17 protein-coding genes and 2 rRNA genes are annotated in these 18,859 nt (G+C 69.1%); 1 reads left to right on the plus strand and 18 read right to left on the minus strand.

Annotation, left to right across the window (positions count from 1 at the left end; genetic code table 11):
• Positions 1-89 precede the first annotated feature (89 nt).
• From FDA38_RS41185 to FDA38_RS41245, 13 genes are all read right to left on the minus strand, one after another.
• Positions 90-740, minus strand: coding sequence for an NUDIX domain-containing protein (locus FDA38_RS41185; protein ID WP_137259602.1), 651 nt, complete (start codon positions 738-740; stop codon positions 90-92).
• Entirely contained in the window at positions 737-2,446 is a 1,710-nt protein-coding gene (locus tag FDA38_RS41190) for a CTP synthase (RefSeq protein WP_137259603.1), read from the minus strand. Before FDA38_RS41190 ends, FDA38_RS41185 begins: the two co-directional genes overlap by 4 nt.
• Positions 2,447-2,467: 21 nt before the next feature.
• Positions 2,468-3,493, minus strand: coding sequence for a glycosyltransferase family 4 protein (locus FDA38_RS41195; protein ID WP_137259604.1), 1,026 nt, complete (start codon positions 3,491-3,493; stop codon positions 2,468-2,470).
• Positions 3,490-5,067, minus strand: coding sequence for a murein biosynthesis integral membrane protein MurJ (gene murJ / locus FDA38_RS41200; protein WP_233715227.1), 1,578 nt, complete (start codon positions 5,065-5,067; stop codon positions 3,490-3,492). Before murJ ends, FDA38_RS41195 begins: the two co-directional genes overlap by 4 nt.
• Positions 5,046-5,855 carry a hypothetical protein gene (locus FDA38_RS41205; protein ID WP_137259605.1) on the minus strand — a complete coding sequence of 270 codons (810 nt, stop codon included), beginning with the start codon at positions 5,853-5,855 and terminating at the stop codon, positions 5,046-5,048. Before FDA38_RS41205 ends, murJ begins: the two co-directional genes overlap by 22 nt.
• Position 5,856: 1 nt before the next feature.
• On the minus strand, positions 5,857-6,804 hold the full coding sequence (locus tag FDA38_RS41210) for a copper transporter (protein WP_137259606.1): 948 nt from the start codon (positions 6,802-6,804) through the stop codon (positions 5,857-5,859).
• Positions 6,801-7,982, minus strand: coding sequence for a putative cytokinetic ring protein SteA (steA, locus tag FDA38_RS41215; RefSeq protein ID WP_137259607.1), 1,182 nt, complete (start codon positions 7,980-7,982; stop codon positions 6,801-6,803). Before steA ends, FDA38_RS41210 begins: the two co-directional genes overlap by 4 nt.
• A 97-nt stretch (positions 7,983-8,079) precedes the next feature.
• Complete coding sequence (recN, locus tag FDA38_RS41220) at positions 8,080-9,810, minus strand: DNA repair protein RecN (protein ID WP_137259608.1); 1,731 nt, start codon at positions 9,808-9,810, stop codon at positions 8,080-8,082.
• 2 nt (positions 9,811-9,812) lie between these two features.
• Entirely contained in the window at positions 9,813-10,739 is a 927-nt protein-coding gene (locus FDA38_RS41225) for an NAD kinase (RefSeq protein WP_137259609.1), read from the minus strand.
• 9 nt (positions 10,740-10,748) lie between these two features.
• Entirely contained in the window at positions 10,749-11,564 is an 816-nt protein-coding gene (locus tag FDA38_RS41230) for a TlyA family RNA methyltransferase (protein WP_137259610.1), read from the minus strand.
• On the minus strand, positions 11,565-11,972 hold the full coding sequence (locus FDA38_RS41235; RefSeq protein ID WP_137259611.1) for a hypothetical protein: 408 nt from the start codon (positions 11,970-11,972) through the stop codon (positions 11,565-11,567).
• A 1-nt stretch (position 11,973) separates the two neighbouring features.
• Positions 11,974-12,447 carry a phasin family protein gene (locus FDA38_RS41240; protein ID WP_137259612.1) on the minus strand — a complete coding sequence of 158 codons (474 nt, stop codon included), beginning with the start codon at positions 12,445-12,447 and terminating at the stop codon, positions 11,974-11,976.
• A 66-nt stretch (positions 12,448-12,513) separates the two neighbouring features.
• Entirely contained in the window at positions 12,514-13,620 is a 1,107-nt protein-coding gene (locus tag FDA38_RS41245) for an HAD-IIA family hydrolase (RefSeq protein WP_137259613.1), read from the minus strand.
• Between the two features lie 45 nt (positions 13,621-13,665).
• On the opposite strand from FDA38_RS41245, the gene FDA38_RS41250 reads away from it, so the two are divergent.
• Complete coding sequence (locus tag FDA38_RS41250; RefSeq protein WP_233715228.1) at positions 13,666-14,799, plus strand: DUF1015 family protein; 1,134 nt, start codon at positions 13,666-13,668, stop codon at positions 14,797-14,799.
• 4 nt (positions 14,800-14,803) lie between these two features.
• Here the strand turns inward: FDA38_RS41250 and FDA38_RS41255 are convergent, their stop codons facing one another.
• From FDA38_RS41255 to FDA38_RS41275, 5 genes are all read right to left on the minus strand, one after another.
• Positions 14,804-15,667: a CHAD domain-containing protein gene (locus FDA38_RS41255; RefSeq protein WP_137259615.1), complete on the minus strand. Its 864-nt coding sequence runs from the start codon at positions 15,665-15,667 to the stop codon at positions 14,804-14,806.
• 4 nt (positions 15,668-15,671) lie between these two features.
• The gene (locus FDA38_RS41260) at positions 15,672-16,628 is read right to left on the minus strand and encodes a tetratricopeptide repeat protein (protein ID WP_233715229.1); all 957 of its coding nucleotides are present in this window, start codon (positions 16,626-16,628) and stop codon (positions 15,672-15,674) included.
• Positions 16,625-17,770: a hypothetical protein gene (locus tag FDA38_RS41265; protein ID WP_137259616.1), complete on the minus strand. Its 1,146-nt coding sequence runs from the start codon at positions 17,768-17,770 to the stop codon at positions 16,625-16,627. Before FDA38_RS41265 ends, FDA38_RS41260 begins: the two co-directional genes overlap by 4 nt.
• 686 nt (positions 17,771-18,456) lie before the next feature.
• A 5S ribosomal RNA gene (gene rrf, locus FDA38_RS41270) occupies positions 18,457-18,574 on the minus strand.
• 174 nt (positions 18,575-18,748) lie between these two features.
• A 23S ribosomal RNA gene (locus FDA38_RS41275) occupies positions 18,749-18,859 on the minus strand; the annotation flags it as partial.

Below are 18,859 nucleotides of genomic sequence, written 5' to 3' on the forward strand. Positions count from 1 at the left end.
GCGGAGTGAGGTGGCGTGTGACATCGTTGTCAGCAACAGATACCCTCACCCACCGCAGTGGGTCAAGACCTCCGCGTAGTTCCGGTACTTCAGCGGTCCTTCGCCGGCCAGGGTGAGTCGGCGGGGCGGAGGGTGTCGAAGCCGGGGCCGTTGAGTGCGGTCCAGGTGGCCAGCGAGCCCATGACGAGGATCGGGTTCTGGAGCTGGCCGGCCAGGACCGCACCCACCACGTCGATGAGCGGTGCCCAGACGGTCTCCATGTCGGCCTCTTCGTGGAGGCGTTCGAAGGACTCGTTGGCGGGCGACAGGTCGCGGGCCAGGAAGATCCGGACGGCCTCGTTGGTGAGGCCGGGCGAGGTGAAGGCGTCGACCAGGATCCGCCAGTCGGCGGCCTTGGTCGCGGTCTCCTCCCACAGCTCGCGCTCGGCGCCCAGGCGGTACTGCTCCCCCTGGACATCGAGCAGCCCGGCCGGCGGTTCGAGCAGCTTGTAGCCGACCGGGTGCCGGTACTGGCGCACCAGCAGCATCCGGTTGTTGTCGTCAAGCGCGACCACGCCGACGGCGCCGGGATGTACGACGACGTCGCGCACGAACGCCTCACCGACCGGCGGGTCGATGGTGTCCCGGCGTACCGAGATCACCCGGCCGGTCTCGTGCACAACCTCGGACGAGGAGACCGGCCAGTGCTCCGGCTGGTCGGCGAGCCCGGCGCCGAACCGCAGCTCGGGGTGGTCCGTCATCGGGTCTTGACCGGCGTCTTCTTGGCCGCGGCCGGCTTCGGCTCCTCGACCGGGAGCCGGGACTCGCGCTGCCGGTCCAGGGCAGCTGCGACCAGACCGGAGAACAGCGGGTGCGGCTTGGTCGGCCGCGACCGCAGCTCCGGGTGCGCCTGGGTGGCCACGAAGTACGGGTGCACGGACCGGTCCAGCTCGATGAACTCGACCAGCTCGTGGTCCGGCGACAGGCCGCTGAACACCAGGCCGGCCGTCTCCAGCTTGTCCCGGTAGGCGTTGTTCACCTCGTAGCGGTGCCGGTGCCGCTCCTGGATCGACGGAGCGCCGTACAGACCGCGGACGATCGAACCGTCGGCGAGGTTCGCCGGGTACAGGCCGAGCCGCATCGTGCCGCCGAGGTCGCCGGAGCCGGAGACGATGTGCTTCTGCTCCTCCATCGTCGCGATCACCGGCTGCTCGGCGTCCGGGTCGAACTCGCTGGAGTTCGCGTCCACCAGGCCGGCCAGGTCGCGGGCCACCTCGATCACCATGCACTGCAGGCCGAGGCACAGCCCGAGGATCGGGATCCCCTGCTCGCGGGCGAACCGGATCGCGCCGATCTTGCCCTCGATACCGCGCACCCCGAAACCGCCGGGGATGCAGATCGCGTCGACGTCACCGAGCAGCCGGGCCGCAACCTCGGGCGTGGCGCACTCGTCGGAAGCGATCCAGCGCAGGTTCACCCGGGCGTCGTTGTCGAACCCGCCCGCGCGCAGCGCCTCCGCGACCGACAGGTACGCATCCGGCAGGTCGATGTACTTGCCGACCAGCGCGACGGTGACCTCGTCCTTCGGGTGGTGCACGACCCGCAGCAGCTCGTCCCAACGGGTCCAGTCGACGTCGCGGAACGGCAGGTTCAAGCGGCGTACGACGTACGCGTCGAGGCCCTCGGCGTGCAGCACCTTGGGGATGTCGTAGATCGACGGCGCGTCCGGGGCGGCCACCACGGCCTCCTGGTCGACGTCGCACATCAGCGAGATCTTCCGCTTCACGCTGTCCGGGATCGGCCGGTCGGCCCGGCAGACGACCGCGTCCGGCGCGATGCCGATCGAGCGCAGCGCGGCGACCGAGTGCTGGGTCGGCTTGGTCTTCAGCTCGCCGCTCGGCGCCATGTACGGGACCAGCGAGATGTGCAGGAAGAACACGTTGTCGCGGCCGACGTCGTGCCGGACCTGCCGCGCGGCCTCGAGGAACGGCAGTGACTCGATGTCACCGACGGTGCCACCGATCTCGTGCAGTACGACGTCGACGTCGGCGCCCGCCATCGCGAGCATCCGTTCCTTGATCTCGTTGGTGATGTGCGGGATGACCTGCACGGTGTCACCGAGGTACTCGCCGCGGCGCTCCTTGGCGATGACGCTGGAGTAGACCTGTCCGGTGGTCACGTTGGCGACCTGGGAGAGGTCCCGGTCGAGGAAACGCTCGTAGTGCCCGATGTCCAGGTCGGTCTCGGCTCCGTCGTTGGTGACGAACACCTCGCCGTGCTGGAACGGGTTCATCGTGCCGGGATCCACGTTCAGATACGGATCCAGCTTCTGCATCGTGACGCGGATGCCCCGAGCCGTCAGCAGACTGCCGAGGCTGGACGCTGTCAGTCCCTTACCGAGACTGGATGCCACGCCACCGGTGACGAATACGTGCTTGGTCTGCTGGGAAGTCGAAGCCCTGTCCACGGGTCTCCAGTCTACCTCTTGTCAACCACCGGTCGCGACGAGACCCGCGTAGATGTCGAGCAGATTCTTTGCCACCGCGTCCTCGTCCATCCATCGAGCGGACAACTCCCGGCCGCGTGTCCGCATAGCGTTCGCCGTCTCCGGCTCGGCCAGAACCGCCCGGACACCGTCGGCCAGCCCGTCCGCGTCGCCCGGAAACGCCAGTACTGCGCTGTCCCCGACCAGCTCGGGTACGCCGCCGACCGCCGTCGCCACGACCGGTACGCCGACCTGCATGGCCTCCTGGATGACCAGCGCGCGGGCCTCCCAGTGGGAGGTGAGCAAGAACACGTCGGCCGCACCGAGCAGGTCGGCCACGTCGTTGCGGTGTCCCAGCAACTGGACCGGCAGGTTCTCGGCGTCGATCCGGGCCTGCAGGTTGTCCCGTAACGGTCCGTCACCGACCACGACGAAGACCGCGTGCGGTGTGGACTCGTGGACGCGCGCGGCGACCGACAGCAGCGTCGGGTAGTCCTTCTGCGGCGCCAGCCGGCCGACCGTGAGCACCATGGGCCGGTTGCCGACACCAAGCGCGTGCCGGACGTCCGCGCGCGGCGTACGGACCCGAGGCATCGCCGGAGCGGCCACCGGAGCCAGCTGGGCGTTGCGAGCGCCCAGGCTCTTCGCCAGCTCGACCAGGTCGCTCGAGGCGCCCAGAGTCAGATCAGCGCCTCGGGCAACCAACCGCTGCCCCATCCGCATCATCAGGCCACGTGGTCCGGGTGCGATCACTGCGTTGTGCCAGGTGACGACCAGCGGACGCAGCCGCGACCTGTCCCGCAGGGCAGTCATAGCAGCGCGGTAGCCGTGCGCATGGATCACGTCGCAGCCGCGCAGCCCGGCCGCCTGCGTGACAACCGTCGCCGGACCGAACTCGAAATGCTCGGCTGTGCCGGGCGGTGCACACACGACGACCTCGTGCCCGGCACTCACGAACCGCGGCACCAGCGAGGCCACATGCTGCCCGATGCCGCCCCGCGACTCCGCGAGCAGCAACCCGATCCTCATCGCTTCTCCCGTCGAACGAGTGCGCGAGCGTCCGCGCGATCCAAGACAAGCACGACACCGGCGTACACCAGGACGACGGCCAGGCCGGAGAGGATCGCGAACACGACCGCCTTCGCCGGTCCCGCGTCGCCGGCCGGTACCGAGACCAGCCAGCCTGCCGCTCCTGCCAGAGCGGCACCGACCAACGTTGCAAGGGTCGCACGCGCAAATCCGGTCAGCACAGTCGGGCCTGCCTCCCGTCGTAGCACTCCGAGCAGCACCACCGCGCCGATCACCATGCCGATCGACATCGCTGCCGCCAGTGCCGGCACCGCTGCCCATCGGGCGGTCAGCACCACACCGGCCAGCGCCACCAGTACCCAGGCCGCAGACGTCACAACAGCCACCTCACGACCGCAGTGCCGCGCGTACAGCACCCGGCCGACATGCATCAGTACCGCGAAGCCGATCGCCGCCGGGGCGAAGAACAGCAGCCCATCGACGAGCGCGGTTGCCCTCGACTCGACGACGGCGCCGTCGTCGTACGCGAAGATCCTCGCGACCGGTACCGCGGTGCCGACCAGCAGCGCGGCCCCCGCGCCGCCCGCCAACATCACCGCGCGGGTGGAGGTCGCCGCGTAGTACTCGAACCGCTCCCCCGCGTCGAACGCGGCCGCCAGTCGCGGGAACACGGCCGTCGTGATCGGGACCGCCAGAACGGCGTACGGCAACAGGTAAACGGCGTTGGCCCACGTGTAGACCGCGATGCTGCCCGGCACCCCGCGATGGTTTGCCAAGTACGTCGTCACGACGAAAGTCAGCTGCTGCGCGATCAGTACGGCGAGACCCGCCAGCGCGAGCCTGCGCAGGACCGGGCCGACGCCGGGGTCGAGGCGCAGCGTCGGCCTGATCGGCAGGCGGAGGGAAAGCATCGGGATCAGCACCGTGAGGGCGAGCGCCGCGACGCCGGCCGTCGTACCCCAGGCGAGCAGGTCGGTCGCTCCGCGCGCGGCCGCATCGGCGTTCGGGGCAGCGGCTGCGAAGACGATGTACGTCGCGACGACCACCAGGCTCGAGATCAGTGGCGCCATGGCACCGGCCGCGAAACGCTTGTGGGACTGGAGAACCGCGGTCGCGATCACCGCCACGGCGTACCCGAAGACCTGCGGTACGAAGATCGCCAGCATCCGGGTCGCGGTCGCCGTCGTGCTACCGCAGTCGGCGCCGGGGTCGAGCATCGCGTCGGTGTACCGGCCGGCCAGAACCCAAGCCAGCAAGGCGACCGGGGTCAGCAGCACCAACGACCAGGACAGCAACGCCCCGATGATCCGCCCCTGAGCCGCCCGGTCCCCGCGCGCCACCGGCCCGGCGAGCACCGGGATGACGGCGCCCGCCAACGCTCCGCCGGCGACGACCTCGAACAGGATGTTGGGGAGCTGATTCGCCGTCGTGTAGGCCTCGGCCAGACACCCGGCCCCTACGGTCTTCGAGAAAACCAACCACCGGGCGAACCCGACCACCCGCGCCAGAACGGTGATCGCCGCGACAACCAGCGCGGCGCGGGCCAGCCGACTCACCTGGGTCGTCGGCCCCACTGGTCGATCTTGTCGAGGACAGGGGTGTCGGCGATGACCTTGGTGAAGCTGACCTTCTCGCTCGCCAGGTTCAGCCCGACGACCGCCGCCAGGACGAGGGTCTTCAACGGGCGCGGGAGCGACGCGGCCAGCGCCGTACCGGTGATCGCGCCGAGGCCGTTCGCGCCGCAGTCGCCGAGCATCGAGCGTTCGCCGAGGTCGGAGGGCGCGGAGGCAGCGGCGGCGCCGGCGACAGCACCGGCCGGACCGCTGACGACAGCGAGCGGAGCGTTCAGCGCCGTGACCGCCTTGAGCGCGCGGCCCGGGCGGAGGTCGAGGAGGTTGGTGAGGTTCGCCGTACCGGCGATCAAGGCGCCGTCGGCAACGACTCCGGCGAAGGCCTTGAAGCCACGGGACTTGCGCGGCAACAGCGCCGCAGCCGCGAGACCGGCGGCGCCGACGCCGAGGATCTTCACCGCGCCGCTCGTCACCTCGCCGCGCTTCAACGCGCTCAGGTGGCCGCGGAAACCCTTGGCCTGCGTCGTCCCGCGCAGATCGTCGTATGCACCGACCGCACCGGACACGGCGCCGGCGACCAGCGCGGCCGCCTTCACCTTGCCGCTGCCCCGCGACGCGGCGACGCCGGCGAGCGCGCCGAGCACCGCGACCGGACCCTCGAGCAGCGTGACCGACTCACCGCGATGGTTGGTGCGCTCGAACGGCTCCCGGTTCTCCTTCGGCAGCTTCTCCGCTGCGCGCTCGAGCCCGGCAGTAGCGGCCGCCGCAACGGCAGCGCTCAGAATTCCCACGTCAATTGTCCTTTATCTGTACGGCCGACGGCGCGACGCCGTTCTTCGCGTTGATCGCGCCGTACTGCCCCGCCTTGCCGCCGGCCTGCTCGACCAGCGCGAAGACGATCGTCATCTGGCCGGCGGGGAGGTCGGCCACGTCCACCGAGGAAACGATCTTGGTGGCCTCGGAGTCACTCCGCAAGGCCTTGAGCAGTCCGCCGTCGGCCGCGGTGGCCGGCGTACCCCCGACCACGACGCCGCCGCTGCCGATGTCCAGGCCCTTGATGAAGTCGACCGCGTCGTTGTACGTCGAGTTGTCCGGCGTCGGTGTCGGCGGCTTGGCCGCGATCACCACGATCAGGCTGGCCCGCTCCGTGATCTGCGACGGCTTCAGCGACAACAGCTTCGCGCCGGTCAGCCCGCTGATCACCTTGGTCGAGTCCGCGTCGGCGGTCTTGCCCTCTTCCTTCGCCGCGACCCCGCGGGCCAGCAGCAGCCCGGCCCGCTGGTACGTCGTACTGTCCTTCGGGAAGTCCATGTCCGCGGTGACGAGCTGGTTCACCAGCGACTCGACCAGCTGGCGCTGACCGGGGTCGAACAGCTTCGCGTCCAGCGCGACCTTCGTGTTCACCACGCCGCCGGCCTTCTCCAGCTCGGCCTGGACGCCGTCGCTCAGGTCGCTGTCGGCGTTCGGCATCGTGACGATCGCGATCTTCTTGTTCGCCAGCTTGCCATGAGTCAGCCCCGCGGTGACCTTGGCAACGTAGTCGTCGCGGTACTTGTCCAGGGCCTTCAGCTGGGTCAGCTCGTCCCGCGCGTCGGCGAGTTGCTGCCGGTCCTTGTCGGCCTGCGCCGCGACGACCTCGCTGGCGGTGCCCTTCAACGGTCCGGCGCCGAGCACCACACCGGCGCCCAGGGCGAAGAAGATCGCCACGATCGAGACGATGTGGTAGCGAAAGTCGATCACGTGAACAGCTCCCGGATCCAATAGACGAAGTCGCTCCAGCGCGCCCGCAGGATCGACCAGAGCACGTCGTCGGCGCCGATCGCGACCAGCGCCATGCCGAGTGCGAACAGGCCGGCCGCGGCGAGCGCGACCACCTGAAGAGTAGAGACCCGGCTTCGGTACAGCCGGCCGACGCCCTTGGCGTCCACCAACTTGGCACCGACCCGCAACCGGGTGATGAACGTGCTCGCCATCCCGGAGCGGCCCTTGTCCAGGAACTCCACCAGCGAGTTGTGGGTGCCGACCGCGACGATCAGCGAGGCGCCCTTGGAGTCGGCCAACAGCATCGCGACGTCCTCGCTGGTGCCGGTGGCCGGGAACTCGATCGACTCGACGCCGAGGCGCTCCAGCCGTTCGGAGCCGGGCGCGCGACCGTCGCGGTACGCGTGCACGACCACCTCGGCGCCGCTCTTCAGCGTCTCGTCCTTGACCGAGTCCATATCGCCGACGATCAGGTCCGGGACGTACCCGTTCTCGACCAGGGCGTCGGCGCCGCCGTCGACGCCGATCAGGACCGGCCGGTACTCACGGATGTAGGACTTCAGCGCGACCAGGTCCTCGCGGTAGTCGTACCCGCGGACCACAATCAGGACGTGCTTGCCCTCCATCGCCGTGTGGATATGCGGTACGCCGACACCGTCGAGCAGCAGGTCCTTCTCGCGCCGCAGGTACTCGAGCGTGTTCGCGGTGAATGCCTCGAGCTGGGTCGACAGCCCGGCGCGGGCGTCGTCCATCAACTCCGCGACCGACTTGCTGTCCTGGGACATGCCCTTCGCGACGGCTTCGGTCCCGCGGTACAGCGTGCCGTCGTCGAGCCGGACCTGCTCGCCCTCGTGCAGGATCGAGAACACCTCGCGGCCGACCCCGTCGACCAACGGGATACCGGCCTCGACCAGGATCTCCGGGCCCAGGTTCGGGTACCGGCCGCTGATCGAATCGGCGACGTTCACCACGGCGGCGATCTTGCAGTCGACCAGCGCCTCGGCGCTCACCCGGTCCAGATCGACATGGTCGATGACCGCGATATCGCCCGGTTTGAGTCGTTTGGTGAGATTCTTGGTACGTCGATCCAGCCGGACCACTCCGGTGACGCCGGGCAGTTCAGTGGGTCGTGCTCTCCGCAGGCTGGGCAGTTTCATCGCCCTCTCATCCTGCCATGTCAAGAGCCCCCTTCCGGTTCATTTACCCGGGCAGGCCCTCGTTAACGCTTTGAAATAACGATCACTGTGCGTCAAATCATCCTTTGGAACGACTTTTCTTCCTGGGTTTGTGCCGTTCGGCGGCGAGCGCGAGCAGTTCCTCGGCGTGCGCCTGGGCGGCATCGGAGTTCTCCAGGCCGGCCATCATCCGGGACAGTTCCTTCAACCGGGCGTCATCGTCCAGAGCCACCAGACCACTGGTGGTGACCGAGCCGTCGTCGCTCTTCAGCACCACAGCGTGACGGTCCGCGAACGCGGCGACCTGCGGCAGATGGGTGACCACGATCACCTGGGTCCGCTCCGCCAGCCTTGCCAGCCGCTTGCCGACCTCGACCGCGGCCCGGCCGCCGATGCCGGCGTCGATCTCGTCGAACACCAACGTCGGCACGGGATGCGTGTCGGACAGGATCACCTCGAGCGCGAGCATCACCCGCGACAACTCACCACCGGACGCGGCCTTCTGCAACGGGCGTGCCGGGCTGCCCGGGTTCGCCGCGAAGCAGAACTCGACCTCGTCGATGCCGAACGGACCGGCCGCAGTCTCGTGCACCTCGATCGACAGCTTCGCGTGTGGCATCGCCAACCCGGTCAGCTCTTCGGACACCGCGACACCGAGTCGTTGCGATGCTTCGATCCGCGCTTCCCGCATCTGCTTGCCGAGATCGGCAAGCTTCGCGTCCAGCTCGGCCAGCTCCGCGGTCAGTTGCTCGACCCGCTCGTCGCTGCCGTCAAGATCGGCGAGCCTGGCCGCGGACCGCTTCGTCCACTCCAGTACTTCGTCCACAGTGCCTTGCTCAGCGCCGTACTTGCGCACGAGCCCATGCAGCAAGGACCGTCGCTCGCTGACCACGGCCAGCCGCGCCGGGTCGGTGTCGACATCGGCCGCGTACGACGACAGCTCGCCGGACAGGTCCGCGGCCAGATACCCGAGCTCGCCCGCCCGGTCGGCCAGCTCGGCGAGCTTGGCGTCGTGGTCGCGCTCGGCGTCCAGGACCTGCTTCGCCAACGAGAGCAGGCCGAGTACGTCGTTCGGCCGGGTGGAATCGAGGTCTTCGGAGGCCAGCGCATCAGCGGCGGTCGTTGCCGCAGTACGCAGACCGTCGGCGTACGCCAGGCGCTCCTCTTCCGCGGCGAGCTCGAGGTCCTCGCCGGGCAACGGCTCGGCCTTCGCGATCTCGTCCAGACCGAAGCGCAGCAGGTCGGCCTCGGCGAGGCGATCGCGCTCGCGGGTGGTCAGCTCGGTCAGCTCGGCCTCGACCTCGCGGTGCCGCTTGTAGGCAGCGGAGTACTCCTGCAGTGGGACGAGAACCGCCTTACCTGCAAAGGTATCCAGCGTTTCGCGCTGCCGTGCGGGCTGCAGCAACCGCCACTGATCAGCCTGCCCGTGGATCGCGACCAGGTCGCCGGACACCTCGCCCAGCACGGACACCGGCACCGACGCGCCGCCGAGGAACGCCCGCGAGCGACCCTCGGCCGAGAGCTCACGCGCGATCAGCAACTCGTCGTCGTCCAGCTCGCCGCCACGGTCCTCGGCCTGCTGCACGATCGACCGCGGTACGGCGCTGGCGCGGCCCTCGACCCGCGCCCGGCGGGTCCCGTGCCGCACCAGGCCACTGTCCGCGCGGCCGCCGAGCAGCATGTTCACGCCGGTCACGACCATCGTCTTACCGGCACCGGTCTCACCCGTGACGGCAGTGAATCCGGGGTCGAGGTCCAGCGTCGCGTCCTCGATCACGCCCAACCCGGTGATGCGGATCTCTGACAGCATGGCTAGTTTCCGTTTCCGTTGCGTTTGCGCTCGGCGGCCCCACGCCAGCCGAGCACCGGGAGGTCGAACTTCGCCACCAGTCGGTCGGTGAACGGCGCCTCGTGCGCCCGCGCCAGCCGGACCGGTGTCGTGCCTCGCCGTACCGTGATCTCGGCGCCGGGTGGCACCTCGACCATCCGGCGGCCGTCGCACCACAGCACTCCGCGCCCGTTCCAGGACGGGACCAGCTCGATCGACAGCCGCGACGTCGGCGCCACCACGATGGGCCGCGAGAACAACGCGTGCGCACTCAGCGGGACCATCAAGATCGCCTCGACCTCCGGCCAGACGATCGGACCGCCGGCGGAGAACGCGTACGCCGTACTGCCGGTCGGGGTCGCGACGACGACACCGTCGCATCCCCAGCGGGACAGCGGGCGGTCGTCGACCTCGACCAGAACCTCGAGCATCTTCTCGCGGGCGGCCTTCTCGACACTCGCCTCGTTCAGCGCCCAGGTCTCGAAGATCAGGTCGTCGTCATGCCGCACGTCGACGGCCAGCGTCATCCGCTCCTCGACCGTGTAACTGCGGTCGACGACCACCTGGACGATCCGCTCCAGGTCGTCGACCTCGGCCTCGGCCAGGAACCCGACGTGGCCCAGGTTGACCCCGAGCACCGGCGTACCGTGCGGGCGGGCCAGCTCGGCGCCGCGCAGGATCGAGCCGTCGCCACCGAGCACCATGATCAGCTCGACGTCGTTGGCCGCCTTCTCCGGGTCGTCGACGATCTCGACCGGGTCCAGCTTGAGCGCCTCGGCCTCGCCGCCGAGCAGCCGGACCAGCAGCCCGGCGTCGGTCAGCAACCGATGCGCCTCGCGGGCGACCTCCACCGCCTGCTCCCGGCCGGTGTGCGTCACCAGCAGCACGCGCCGCGGCTCGTGCTCAGCCACCCTGCCTCCTTATTGCGGTCCGCGCTCGATAGCGGTCAGCAGCATCGTCTCATCGAGAACCGGCGCTTCCCGGCGTATCCACAGGAAGTATTCGACATTTCCTGACGGACCAGGCAGTGGGCTGGCCGCCACCCCTTTGATTCCCCACCCCAGGTCGTGAGCCTTCGCTGCCACCGAGCGTACGGCGTCCGCCCGCAACTCCGGGTCGCGGACCACGCCGCCCTTGCCGAGCCGCTCCTTGCCGACCTCGAACTGCGGCTTCACCATCAGCACCAGCTCGCCGTCCGGCTTGACCACGTCGATCAGCGCGGGCAGCACCAGCGTGAGGCTGATGAAACTCAGATCGCTGACGACCAGATCAACCGGTTCACCACCGATGTCCTCCAGCGTCAGCGTCCGGACATTGGTCCGGTCCATCACGGTGACCCGCTCGTCGGTCTGCAAAGCCCACACCAACTGGCCGTAACCCACATCGACGGCGATCACGTGCGCGGCGTCGTTGCGCAGCAGTACGTCGGTGAACCCGCCCGTCGACGCACCGGCATCGAGAGTCCGGCGGCCTTTGACCTGGACTGCCGGAAACGCCTCCAGCGCGCCGATCAGCTTGTGCGCGCCACGGCTCGCATAGCCGGGGTCCTCGTGCTCGGAGGTGTCGACGACGATCGGTGCGTCCGAGCCGACCCCGGTCGCGGGCTTGCCGGCCACAGTGCCCGACACCTTCACCTTGCCGGCCGCGATCAGCTCGCTCGCATGCTCACGCGAGCGCGCCAGGCCACGTCGTACCAGCTCGGCGTCGAGTCGCGAACGCTTGGCTGCCTTGGCCACTCAGCTCCGGTCGCCCTGCTCGGCGTCCGCCTCCACCAAGGCACTCTGGAGTCGCTCGTGCAGATCGGCGTACACCTCGCCGTGGTCGCTCACCGGCCGGTCCCGCAGCTCGTCGAGCCGCGCCATGGTCTCCTCGACCAACGGGTGACCACCTTCGCTCGGATCCTCGGCCGACTCGGCTTCAAAAGAGTGCTCGTACTCTTCGCCCGGCGGCCGGGCGAACTCCGGCCCGAACTCGACCGCGGCGGGATCGACGTGCTCGGCGGATTCCACGTGCTCGGCCGCGTCCCGGGCGCCGGGCTCGGTGTCGTAGTCCGGGTGGGCCGGTGTCTCTTCAGCCGGGTCGAAACCGGGCTCGACGTCGGGGTCGACGTCCGGCGGGAACTGCTCGCCAGGATGCTCGGTCACGTCAGGCCTTCTTCGCCGTCTTCTTGGCAGCCTTCTTCGCCGCGGCCTTCTTCGCGAGCGGCACGGCCTTCTTGGCCGGCACCTTCTTCGCGGCCTTCTTGGCTGCCGCCTTCTTGGTCAGCACCGGCGCGTCCCCGATCAGCGGGTCGGGAACCGGCCCGGCGGCATGTGCCTCGGCCAGCTCGGTCTCCAGCGCCTTCACCCGGCGGGTCAGCGCCGCGACCTCCTCGGAACGGACGAACCCGAGCCGCGCGACCGCGCCCTCGACCTCGTTCGCCACGATCGCCTGCAGCAGCTGACGATTGCTCTTGCTGGTGGCAACGATCTCGTCGGCCAGGTCGCTCACCTTGGTGGTCAGCGCGTCCGCCCCGGTCTGCTGCAGCAACGCTTTCGCAGCCGCCTGGGCCTTCTGCTTGGTGACCTCGGTCAACCCGCTCGCCAGCTGTACGTAGCCACGTACTGCGTCCATCACCATGACTGCCTCCTCGCATCGTTCCCAGCAACGGTATCGCCTCGGCCATGGGATACCAGCCAGCAGCACCTACTTGTCGAGGCCGACGCGGTGCAGCGCGGCGTCGATCGCGATCGAATCGGGTGTCGGAGCAGGCTTCGGGCGGGGACGACGGGTCCGGCCGGCGGCCTTCGCGGTCTTGGCCTGCTCGGTCGGCGCGTCGACGGCGGTCCAGACCGCGGAGAGGATCGCGCGCAGACCGTCGTACGGCTTGCCCTCGCCCTTGACCGCGACCGCATTGTTGACGATCTCGGCCGTCCAGCCTGCACAGGAGTGCTTGCCGCCGTCGACGGTCACGCCGGGCTGCTTCTCGGCCAGTGCGCTGAGCCCCGCGGCGACGTACGTCGGGCGCTGGTTCTTCGGCGCCCGCGCCAGGTCGTACGGGTCGTTGACGCCGGTCGCGACCCAGAGGCTCGCGATGCCTACCGCGTTCGCGCCCTGGATGTCGGAGTCCAGCCGGTCCCCGATCATCAACGGCTGCTTGGCTTTCAGCCGTTCGATGCTCGTCTCCAGCAGCGGCGGCTCGGGCTTGCCGGCGACGACCGGATCGACGTCGACCGCGGCCCGGACCGCCTGCACGAGCGTCCCGTTACCGGGCGCCTTGCCTGCCGCGGTCGGGATCGTCAGGTCCAGGTTGGTCGCGAACCACTTCGCGCCCTCGTTGATCGCGTGCGCGCCGTCGGCGAGCATCACCCAGTTCACGTCCGGGTGGAAACCTTGTACGACGGCGACCGGGTTCGCGTCGCTGCTGCGGACCGGCGTCAGGCCGTACTCCTCGAGCGCGACGATCAGCCCCTCGCCGCCGACCACGAGGACCGGCGAGCCCTTCGGGTACTCGCTCGCGATCAGCTTCGCGGCCGCCTGCGCGGAGGTCACCACGTCGTCGGCGATCACATCCAGCCCGAACGATGCGAGGTGCTCGGCAACGACCCGCGCCGGCCGGCTCGCGTTGTTCGTGATGTACCCGATCCGCATGCCTTCCTTGGCAGCTTTCCGCAGGTTCTCCGGGGCGTCCGGGACCGGGTCGGGGCCGACGTACACGACTCCGTCGAGGTCGAGCAGCGCGACGTCGTACCGGCTCGCGAGCGGTACATCACACGCCGACAGCGGAACAGGCGCTTCACGTTCCGTGTTCATGCTGGAAACCGTACGATGCCGCGCATGCCGGATTCGAGGAGGAGCGTGCTGAGACTCGATCCACTGCGTGCCTGGCGGTTCGTCGCCGGCAAGGTGAGCGCGCTCGGCGCGGTCACGTCACCGCCGTACGACGTGCTGGAACCCGCCATCGTCCGGCGGCTGACTGACTCTGATCTGCACAACATGGTGAGGCTCATCCTTCCACGCGATCCGGAGCTCGGCCCCGGCCGGTACGACGAGCCCGCGCAACGGCTCGCCCGCTGGCAGCGGGACGGTGTGGTGGTGCAGGACGGACGGCCCGCGCTGTACGTGTACGAGCAGCGGCTGGGGAACGCCATGCTGTGCGGATTGGTCGGCTCGTTGCGGCTGGATCCGGCGCGGACGGTGGTGCTGCCGCACGAGGAAGTCATGCCGCACTGGGTCGACGACCGGCTCCGGCTGATGGAGGCGACGGACGCGGATCTGGAGCCGATCCTGCTCGCGTACGCCGGCGGCAGCGTGGCCAGCGATGCTGTGGACGCGGCGCGCTCCGGGGAGCCGTGGGTGGAGGCTGAGACATACAACGGCGCCGAGCATCGCATCTGGCGGATCGACGACCCAGAGACCCTCGAGGCGATCGCAGCGGAGTTGGCCAAGCACGAGGCCGTCATCGCGGACGGGCACCACCGGTACGCAGCGTACCTGGAGCGGCAGCTCCGGGAGCCTTACAGGGCGGGCGCAGAGGTCGGTCTGGCGATGCTGGTCGACTACATCCGCCATCCGCTCACGCTGGACCCGATCCATCGCGTCGTACCGGGTCTGGATCTGGAGACTGTGCGGACGCACACGCCGACCGGCTGGCAGATGCAGCCTGGTCGGGTGGAAGGCGATCCGGACCGCATCTCGATCACGGACGGCACCAGTTGGCTGACGCTCCACTCCGATGTGGATACGCCAACGGTCGCACTGCTGCATGAGGTGCTGCTGCCGGCCTGGGGAGTCGTGGAGGAGGACATCAGCTTCCACCACACGCTCTCGGACGCACTGGCGTTGGCTGGGCCTCAGCAGGCGGCTGTAGAGCTCGCAGCACCCCGGATGGACCAGGTACTGCGTTCTGCGGCCCAGGGCGTCGTACTGCCGCAGAAGGCCACGTCGTTCGGGCCGAAGCCGCGGGTGGGGCTGCTGTTCCGGATGCTGTGAGGTTTCAGGGCCGGTGGTAGAGGCTGAGGAACTGCTCCCGGAGGGGTTTGCGGGCGGCGCGGTGGCGTTCGGTGAGCCGTCCGAGGGTGAAGGACAGCTCCGGGTCGTCCTGAGCGGCCGCGTCGGCAGCCATGCTGGTCAGGGCGTCCGCTGCGGCGCAGTGGTCCTGGTGCTGGCCCAGCAGCTCCTGGTACGTCGCTGCTTGGGCGGCGGTGGCTTTTGCTTCCTCACCGAGTACAGCGGCGCTGGTGTCGGCGGCGTACCGCACGCGCTTCGCCAGCAGGCGGACCTCGTGCCAGTGGTCGTCGGCGCTCCAGGGCTTCAGCTTGTGGGCTTCCTGGGTGAACTTCGCGGTGGCCGACTCGAGGAGCTCGGGTAGGACCTCGCCGCATGGCCTGTCTGCCTTGGGATTCAGGTCCGGGCCCGCTGCGATCGACTCAATCGTGGTGAGCAGGTCCTTGGTGGTCTCGCCCAGCACGACCTCGGCGGAGCGCGCGGCGGCACGGTCGAGTCCGAGGGTGAGTGCGGTGAGGATCGTGTCGACGTGTTCCTCGTTGTCCTCGCTGGTGGTGTTCTCGCGGACGAGGGCCGCGATCACTTCCAGATCGCGCGCCTCACCACACGCCTGGGCCAGCGCGGCCAGGTCGGCCCGGAGCTCGGGCGCCCAGTCGCCGGCCAGGAGTTTGCGGAACAGCTTGAGGTCGCTGCGCAACCGCCGGCAGGAGACGCGCACCTGATGGATGGCGTCGTCCTCCCCCGCCGACACCATCCCGACCGACTTCTCGAGCCGGCGCGCTCCCTTCGCGAGAGCCACGCCGACAAGCACGCCGACCGGGCTCTCAGCCACTACCAAGTCCCGGTCAGCCACGTCTCTACTCCTCAGCGCCCTTGGGCTCGCCGCCGGCCGAGTCCTTCACGTCCTCAGCCACGTCGTCGAACTCGTCGACCCCGTCCTCATCCAGCTCGTCGCTCGCTTCAGCGGCGGCATCCTCAGCCTCGTCAGCCGCATCCTCAGCTTCATCAGCCTCGTCCACAACCTCATCGGCTTCGTCTTCGGACTCGTCTTCAGCGTCGTCTTCCGCGTCGTCTTCTGCGGCGTCTTCAGGTTCGTCGAGGTCGGCTTCGTCCGCCAGGTCCTCGTCTTCCTCGACCTCGTCCTCTTCTTCGAAGTACTCGTCGTCGAGAACGGTGTCGTCTTCGTCGAGGTCGGTGAACTCGAGCCCTTCCAGCTCAGCAGCACGCTCGGCGGCTCCGGTCAGACCGTCACCGTCGACGCCGGCCGCGCGGTGGAACCAGACGAGCGCCTCGTCCGTACGACCGGCCTCCGCCAGCGCATCGGCGTACGCGTACCGCAGTCGCGGCAGCCACTCGGCCCGCGTCCGCTTGGTCAGCTCCGGCACCTCGAGCGTCTGGATCGCCGCCGCGGTCTGTCCCATGTCACGCCGCGCACCGGCCGCCACGATCAGCAGCTCCATCTGCGTCGGCTCCGACAGGTCGTGAACGTGCTTGTCCTTGGTCAGCGCCAGCGCCTTGTCCGGCCGGCCGAGCGCCCGCTCGCAGTCAGCCATCATCGCGATGACCTCGTGGTTACCGGTCATCCGCCGTACGGCCCGGAATTCGGTCAGCGCCTCGTCGTAGTGCTCAGCCAGGTACGCCGTGATCGCCACAGCCTCGCGGACTCCACCAAGTCGCGACGCCAGCCGCCGCGCAACCCGCGCATGCTGGTACGCCAGCTCCGGGTCGTCGTCGAGGAACCGCCCCGACGCCACCAGGTGCTGCGCCACCAGATCCGCCAAGGTCCGCGGCAACGACCGGAGCTCAGCCTTCACACCACGATCAAGCTCGCCGCCCGTGATCCCTTCCGGAATCTTCGGGTCATCCCGCCGAGGACCGGCCTTCTCCTCGCGATCCTCCCGCCGAGGCCCGCCACGGCGCTCATCGCGCCCGGCCGGCCCGCGCCGATCGTCCCTACCACGTCCCCGAGAATCCCCGACAGGCCCACGCCCCCGCGAATCCCCACCACGCTCATCCCGCCGGAACCCACCGCGAGCATCACCACCGCGATCATCCCGGCTGTACCCACCACGCGAGTCACCAGCCCGCTCATCGCGGTTGTACCCACCACGCGAGTCACCGGCCCGCTCATCACGCCGAGCCCCACCCGCCCGACCACCACGGTCGCCGCCAGAGCGGTCATCCCGGTTGTAGCCAGAGCGTGCATCGCCCGACCGCTCATCCCGCCGGTATCCACTGCGCGCATCACCACGGTTGTCGCCCGCCCGGTCATCCCGCCGGAAGCCACCACGCGAGTCGCCACCTCGGTCGTCACGGTTATACCCACCACGCGAGTCGCCACCACGGTCGTCGCGGCTGTACCCGCCGCGGTCGTCGCCGGAGCGCTCGTCTCGCCGAGCACCGCCCGGACGGTCGTCCCGCCGGAAAGCCCCACGCTCTCCACGCGCCGGCCCGCCACCACGTGCCGCACCGGGACCCCGCCCACGCGAGTCTCCGCCACGCTCGTCACGCCGGAACCCACCACGCGAGTCACCGGACTGCTCATCACGCCGATACCCACCGCGATCGCCACCCGACCGGTCATCACGGTTGTATCCACCGCGCTGATCACCCGACCGCGCATCCCCGCGATACCCACCGCGCTCACCACCGGACCGCTCATCACGCCGGTATCCACCACGGTCATCACCAGAACGCTCATCGCGCCGGTATCCACCGCGGTCGCCGCCGGAGCGGTCATCACGCCTGTATCCGCCGGCTCCGCCACGGTCATCCCGCGAACCACCACGGCCACCGCGGTCATCCCGCGAGTACGAACTACGCCCGTCACCACCGCGATCATCGCGCCGCGGCCCACCACGGTCATCACGCGCGTTTCCACCACGGCCACCGGACCGGTCATCACGCCGATCGTCGCCACGGTCATCGCGCCGGAACCCACCAGACCTGTCCCCACGCCCAGCCCCGCGACCACCCTCGCCGCTCAGCTGGCCACGGAACGGATCCCGCTGACCCTTGTCATCCCCACGGGACCCGACATACCCACGCCTGTTCTCCGTAGAGCCCTCATCTCGGTACGACGAACTGCCTCCCGAACGAGGCCCACCGGACCGTCCGCCCGAACCACCCGAACGCCCACCGGCAAAACCACCCGGACGACTCGGCGCGCCACCAGAACGACCGCCGGAACCGCCGCGACCGCCTCCGGAACCCGCACGCCCGCCACCGCCACCCGAGCTCGAGCGACCCGCGCCGGAGCCCGTGCCACCGCTGTAGCTGGAACGCCCGGCACCAGAACCAGACCGACCACCGCCAGAACCCGACCGGCCGGCCCCAGAACTCGAGCGACCGCCGGACTCAGGACGTCCACCTCCACTGCGGCCGGAACGGCCGGCGCCTCCGGAGGAACCGCGGCGGTCCCCTGAACCGGAGCGAGGATTGCGAGGTGGCGTAGCCACGGTGGACTCCTAACGAAGCTGAAGAGCAGTAATCGGACAAACGTTACCGCGTCCGCAGCGGGGGTGAGGCCCTGGCCGCCAGTCAGACACCCGACGGCAGCACAAGGCAGGACAACAACCAGCAAAACTGGCTATACATATGTTAAGGGCCACCCCGGTTGGGGTGGCCCTTAACAGTGTGAATGTCCGGCGGCGTCCTACTCTCCCACGACCTCCCGGTCGCAGTACCATCGGCGCTGGCGGGCTTAACTTCCAGGTTCGGAATGGAGACTGGGTGTTTCCCCGACGCTATGGCCACCGAAACAATATGAGAACACTATCAACCAACACAGAACCACAAACCCCCTCAGGGATCTGGTTGCTGGGGTGACCGTATTCCGGGAACCGTACAGTGAACGCGAACATCGTTACTTGCAGCGCAGTACTTGTCGAAGTCTGTACAACACTCCCGTGTCGTGCACGTCCAGTGTTGTGTGTGTGACAAGCCCTCGGCCTATTAGTACCAGTCAGCTCCACACCTTGCGGCGCTTCCACTTCTGGCCTATCAACCCAGTGGTCTACTGGGGGCCTTACCCGGTTAACCCGGT

Source organism: Kribbella jiaozuonensis, from assembly GCF_005233875.1.
GTDB classification, from domain to species: domain Bacteria; phylum Actinomycetota; class Actinomycetes; order Propionibacteriales; family Kribbellaceae; genus Kribbella; species Kribbella jiaozuonensis.